This window comes from Streptomyces sp. NPDC048424, from assembly GCF_040651555.1.
Classification (GTDB): Bacteria; Actinomycetota; Actinomycetes; order Streptomycetales; family Streptomycetaceae; genus Streptomyces.
On record NZ_JBEZKE010000073.1, the window covers coordinates 1 to 5,880 of the forward strand.

3 protein-coding genes and 2 pseudogenes are annotated in these 5,880 nt (G+C 71.2%); 1 reads left to right on the top strand and 4 read right to left on the bottom strand.

The window, feature by feature from the left end:
* Positions 1–185 precede the first annotated feature (185 nt).
* Positions 186–542 (bottom strand): annotated as a pseudogene (locus AB0D29_RS38510) (hypothetical protein); the annotation flags it as partial.
* 275 nt (positions 543–817) lie between these two features.
* Positions 818–1,651, bottom strand: coding sequence for a PIG-L family deacetylase (locus tag AB0D29_RS38515; RefSeq protein ID WP_362860500.1), 834 nt, complete (start codon positions 1,649–1,651; stop codon positions 818–820).
* A 1,416-nt stretch (positions 1,652–3,067) separates the two neighbouring features.
* Between AB0D29_RS38515 and AB0D29_RS38520 the strand changes: the two genes are divergently transcribed.
* Complete coding sequence (locus tag AB0D29_RS38520) at positions 3,068–3,307, top strand: DUF6480 family protein (protein ID WP_362860501.1); 240 nt, start codon at positions 3,068–3,070, stop codon at positions 3,305–3,307.
* A gap of 1,041 nt (positions 3,308–4,348) precedes the next feature.
* On the opposite strand, the gene AB0D29_RS38525 is transcribed toward AB0D29_RS38520, so the two are convergent.
* Together AB0D29_RS38525 and AB0D29_RS38530 are read right to left on the bottom strand one after the other, a co-directional pair.
* A complete protein-coding gene (locus tag AB0D29_RS38525) occupies positions 4,349–4,780 on the bottom strand; it encodes a pyridoxamine 5'-phosphate oxidase family protein (protein WP_362860502.1) in 432 nt (143 codons plus the stop codon).
* 284 nt (positions 4,781–5,064) lie between these two features.
* Positions 5,065–5,836: pseudogene (locus AB0D29_RS38530) on the bottom strand (transposase).
* Positions 5,837–5,880 lie beyond the last annotated feature (44 nt).

Below are 5,880 nucleotides of genomic sequence, written 5' to 3' on the forward strand. Positions count from 1 at the left end.
GCGGCTGGAGCCGGCACAGCCTCGCTCAGCTCCACAGCCCAGGCATCGTCGGGCAGGGCGTAGTGAAACTGGATGGCGTAGTGACGCCCTGCATGTTCTCGCAGATCGGCTGGCATGACGGCAGGCTGCCACAGGCGCAAGGTCCGAGTCGCGGCGACCCCGTCAGCTTTACGGGACAGCCCTTAGTCGTAGGCGTTGCAGCTGCCCCCGGGCACCGGGTCCACCGAGAGGAAGCGGCCGGTCTTCGGGCTGTAGAGCCGGACGCCCATCAGCGTGATGCCCGTCAGGGTTTCGGCGGACCGCTGGCTCGCGCCCAGCCAGCCGTAGCGGGCGGCGGCGCCGCCGGCGCGCGCGTTGCCGTACTCGTCCGAGTCGAGCGCGACCGGGGCGACCCCGGAATCCAGCGGAAGCCGCATGGCGATGTCACCGTGGATGTTGGACAGCTGGAGAACCGTCCCTCCGGCCGCGGTGGTGGTCGCGGCGAGCCCGGCCGAGGCGGAACCGACGTTCCGTGTCAGCGTCCCGGCCGAGGTGTCCTCGATCGGCGACGGTGCGTCCTGCGGGACGACGTCCGGTTCGGGGAACGCGCGCCGGCTGAGCTCCCGCATCTCCCGCATCTCCCGGGTCTGCCGCTCCGCCGCATCCGCGAGGGCAGCGTCCGCCCGCCGGGCGGCCGGCACCTCACGGGGAGCGGCGATCGGGTCGGGAGTGGTAGCAGCTCAGCGCTCCCGCAGGGAGCCGCTGGCAGTGGGGAGGTCCCAGGCTCGCTCGATCGCGCCGTGCGGGCGATGTCCTGGGCCCCGGTTGGACGGGCGGATCAGCGCAGTCCGGCGAAGAGGTCGTTCTCGGGTACGGCCGCGCCGGTGGCGTCCTTGACGCGTACGAAGGTCTCCATGCCCATCAACTGACCGAACTTCTCCTTGCCCATCTTGAGGAAGAAGATGTTCTCGCCCTGACTGGCGTGCGCGGCCAGCGCATCGAACTTCTGACCGCTGAATGCGGTGGCGTCCACCCACGTGGTGATCTCGTCGTCGGGGAGGCCGATCTCGGCCATCGCGGCGGCCTCGGCGGGATCCGGTTCCGGCATGTCCTCATTCAACTCGCGCAGGGTCTCACCGAACCGCTGGATCACCGAGCGGGGCATCGTCGTCCAGTACACCTTCGGTGTCAGCGCGGTCATCTCCAGCGCAGCCATCGTGATGCGGTGGGCCTGGATGTGGTCGGGGTGGCCGTAGAAGCCGTTCTCGTCGTAAGTGACGACCACATCGGGTCGGTAGTGCCGCATGAGTTCCGCAAGTCGGGCCGCGCCTTCCTCCACGGGGGTCTGCCAGAAGGATCCGGAGGCGTCGTTGCTCGGCCAGCCCATCATTCCGGAGTCGGCGTAGTCCAGCATCTCCAGATCGCTGATCTTCAGGACGTCACAGCTCGCCTCGAGTTCTTGACGGCGCATCAAGGCGACGGCCGCCGGATCGTGCCCGGGGTCGCCCGGCTTGACACCGCCCGGTCCGTCACCGCAACGGCCGTCGGTACATGTCACGAGAACCGTGCGGATGCCTTCCGCCGCGTACTGCGCGAGCACCCCTCCGGTTCCGGTGGCCTCGTCGTCGGGGTGGGCGTGCACTGCCATGAGCGTCAAGGGCCGGTCGGTCATAAAACAGTCCTCCTGTAGTAATAGTTCTGGGGCCTGGATCCCGGTGGGGCGGATGGCCTCGTGGTCTCCGTGCTCCCCGTCCGTGTTTCCGGTTCCTCCGTCGATGCAACCGCGCCGACAGGACCGGCTGTTCCCGGCGCGGCCGCTCGGCTTTCCTGAACGTACGCGTTGGGACCCTTCGACGGGGCGATGACGACCCGGATCCGTCACCACGGCGACGCAGGAATACGGGCCGGTTGGTGCGGTGTACCCGAACTGCGCCCGGGTCTCCACCGTGTGCCGGCCGGTACGGGCGGTGATACGGCGAGGAGATGATCCGAGCGGTACGGAGGACCAGGTGGCGGGGGACGAGATCGGTCCTCCGGTGCTGGCCGGCGGGTCCTCGCGGGCCGGTGATCGGTGTACGGGTACATCGGGAGGGCTGGGCCCCGGGTGAGGCCCCGTGGCGGGCGGCACCGCACGCCGTGCTGGAGGTTGTTCCGCTGCCGCGCACGTGGCCGGAGTCGGCTGGCCTCGCTCAGATCGCTACGGGGCTGTCCCGCGCCCGCGTGTACGTACGCGACGTCGACGGCGTCGTGCCGGACCGACGCCTGGTGTTGTGCTGGCGAGGGGCCCCCGGGGTCGTGCGAGTCGACGCCCTGTGGTCCGTGTCTTGGAGTCCTGGCGCCCCGGCCATGCTCTGCGGCGCTGCGTTACACCGCGAGTCCCACCGAGTCGATGAGGCGCAGGTGTGGGGCGCGCGGGCGCACGGGTTTCTCAAGGACGGGCGGGCCGCTCGGCGCGGCCGCAGCGCGGGCTACTCGGCCGGGCTGCCCACCTTCGGCCCGCGTCCCTGAGCCGGGCCGCCCATGGGCTGCCGTCTGGGCGAGGTGGGACCAGCCTTGCCGCCGGGGAAGGCGCCTACGTCGCAGGGTAGAGCAGGTTCGGGGGACCGAGTCATGCGGTGCCGGAGCCGGGCCAGCGCGGGCGACTCCACCCGCAACGCGCCCGCCGCCACACCGCCGCTCCCTCCGCCCGCGCGGCCGCCGTGGCGCCCTCCCGGCCCTGGTACGCGCGTCCGGTGTTCGCGGCTGCGGTAACCGGAGGATGGGGGCCGTCGCAGTCGTCCGCCGGTCCTGGAGCGGTGCCACGCCGCGGGCCGGGTCCGTCCGGTTCGCTTGTGAGGATGAACGGCCCGTGGTCGACGAGGACCTGGTCGGGGCCCTTACCCGGAGCGGCCGGGGGAGGTCGCGGAGTCGTGTCTGCGGGGGCGGCGGACGCCCTGCTGAGCCTGCCCGGCGCCCCGCTCGCGGTGGTGGGATCCGGGTCTGGCGGGTGGTCCTGAGGAGTGGGCCACCAGGCGGCGGGTAGGTGCCGGGCAGCCCCGGCCGGCCTGCCGGAAGGGCGGGCCCGGCTTTCGCGGTGAGGAGGCAGACAATGTCCGCACATGTTCCAGGTCCAGCTCCAGGCTCAGGGCCGCGGATCACGCCCCGACCGTACGGTGGCGGCGTACCGCCGGGGGAGACTCCGCCCTGCGAGTCGAGCACCGGCTCCGGCGCGGGTCCCTACCGCCCCCTCACTCGCGGCTGGGCGATGGGCCCTCTCGTGCTGATCTGCCTGCTGGCCCTGGTCTGCGCCCTCTTCTTCCTTGCCTACGCCGTCATGCTGGACCTCTGAGCGGTACCGACGGGGCCGGCGCAGCCTGATCCGCCCAACTGGCACGGCCGAACGAGGGCGGGCAAGTGGTCGTGTGCCCCATCCCGCGACCTCGGGCGAGCTGATGATCTCAGAAGCCGCCGAGGCCCGGCCCTTCGTGGATGTCCGGGCTGCTGTCCACGGGCGGGGAGCACCCGGAGCAGGGGTCCGTGAACAGCGGGTGGTCTCCTGTGTTGTAGAGCGCCCCCGGCTCCAGCCCGTCCAGCACCGCCGCCCGCAGGGCAGCCGCGTTCTTGCGTTCGGCGGGGACCCGCAGATGGCGGTCCCCGACCCGTTCCAGGGCGCTGCTGATGCCATGCCTCCACCAGCGTTTTCCTCAGGTGGTGCGCGGCGCCGCTCTGCAAGGCGGCCACCTCGTCGCTGCGGGGAGTGGGCGGGCGAGGGCCCGAGGCCGCCGGAGCCGTACTGCGCCAGTCTCCACTCCACAGCTCCTGGCGGTGGCCGGCCGGTCCATCACGATGCCGTCCACGCCGTACGCGAATCCTGACGCCCCCCAGCACCGCGAGCGGGCCGAGCTGCATGCGGCGGCCGCCAGGGCCTTCGCGGGCCGAGCTGGCTGGCGTACGCGTGGGGTGTCGGCCCGCGGCCGGCTGCTGCGGTCGGGCCTGCGCGTTCCCGTCGCCCTCTGAGCAGGATCGGAAGGCCGGGCGTCGGGCGGTGGGGAACATTCCGTCTTGGCTGACCGTTCGTACATCTGTGGGGTGCGGGAAGGGCTGTGTCCCCGGGCCCGACCTATGCCTGTGGGGAAGATCGTTCGGCTGAAGCCCCCCAGAGCCCTCCGCCGCGAGGCGACCGCCCTTCCCGTCCCCACGCCTTGACCGCCCCGCCCGGCACCCCCCCGCCGGTCGGGGCGCGGGCCCCGACCTGGCCCTTCCCCCCCGGGCTGGTCGGGGCCCCCCTTTCCTCTCCTCTTACGCAGGCAGTGGACGTCTCCTGCGCCGCACGGTGCCTTCGCGACCTTGAGGGGGCGCGCCCGTCCGGCAGCCCGTCCGACGGGCGTTCTCAGACGTTGCCGAGGTCCGAACTCACCCATCGCTGCGGGCGCATGTGGATGACGAGCTGCTCCCCGTGTTCCTTCCAGGCGAAGTCGACGTAGCCCTCGACCTTCTCCGCCGGCAGGTAGCGGGCGGAGAGCTCCACCAGCTGCTCGCGCGTGGCGGGAACGGTGGTGATGACCGGTCCCTCGACCGACACGTACCGGATCGTGGGCTCCAGACGGTCCACCATCAGGGTGAACCGGCCTGCGGCCCGGATCAGATCGGCCTTGCGCGAGTCCCGTCCGGTCATGATCCAGATATCGCCCCCGGGTGCGTACTGGTACCAGATGGGGACCGCGAGCGGCGCACGGTCACCTTCCGCTCCCGCGTTCACCGCGAGCGCGGCGACATGGGGCTCGGCGAGGAACTGCTCACGTTCGGTACGGGACAGGGCCACGGCACACTCCTTCGACAGTCGGATCCCTCTGAAGAGATCCCTTCCCCCAAGACCCTGCCCCGCTGCGCGCCCATTCCCCGCCCGGGCCCCGCTCCGCTTCCGCTCCACCACTCCCACGGCCCCGCCGAGCCGCCGTACCCGCCCACCGGCACCGACTCCTACCGCCTCGCTACCACCCGGACCCGCGCCCGCGTCGAGCGACGGAGAATCGGCTACTAAGGGTTGTCCCGTAAGTGATCTTCTTGTTGCCTCGGGCATGGTGAACCGCCGTGCGGCCCGCTCGCCTATCCGTCGAGGGCGAGGTTGTGCATCCGGGCGATGCCGAGCATGGCGTGGTGGACGCCGTCGCCTTTGAGGCGGCAGTCGCGGAGGATCTTCCAGGTCTTCATGCGGGCAAAGACGTGCTCGACGCGTGCTCGGACCTGCTTGTGGGACCGATTGTGTTCCGTCTTCCACTCCGGGAGTTCTGCCCGGCCCTTCGCCTGTCGGTGCGGGATGACCAGTCCGGTGCCCTGGTAGCCGCCGTCGGCGATCGTGGTGGTGTTGCCGATGGCGGCCTTGGCACCGGACTCCTCCCATCCGCGGGAGTCGTGCCGGTTGCCCGGCAGAGGCCGGCCGACCACGACGACGAGACGGGTGTCCGCGTCGATGACGACCCGGTGGGCGGTGGAGTACCGGTAGTTCTTCGACTGCTCCGCCACGGAGTGGTCGCGGGTGGGAACCAGCGTGCCGTCCACGATGAGCACGGTGCCATCGGCGAATCGCTTGCGGGGCCGGAGCGCGAGCATCGGCCCGAGGTGGTCGATGATGCGGTCCGCCGCCCACTTCGAGACCCCGAACAGCGGAGCGAGCTGCCGCATCGTCAAGTTCGTGCACCAGTAAGCGGCCACCAGCAGTGCACGGTCCTCCAACGCAAGGCTCCACGGCCGGCCCCCTGCGGACCGCATCCGCGCCGTCGCGCCGCAACACCGTCACCAGCTTGCCGCAGTTGCGCGGGCTCAGCCCGGTGAACGGGGCTATCCAGGACGGCTCAGACGCCGTGATCACACCAGCCACGGCATGATCATTCCATTGCGTCCTGCCCGTCCTGCCCGTCCTTC

Excerpts from the sequence above, each read along its gene's own strand:
- AB0D29_RS38515 (WP_362860500.1), bottom strand. The coding sequence starts at position 1,651 with ATGACCGACCGGCCCTTGACGCTCATGGCAGTGCACGCCCACCCCGAC.
- AB0D29_RS38520 (WP_362860501.1), top strand. The coding sequence starts at position 3,068 with ATGTCCGCACATGTTCCAGGTCCAGCTCCAGGCTCAGGGCCGCGGATC.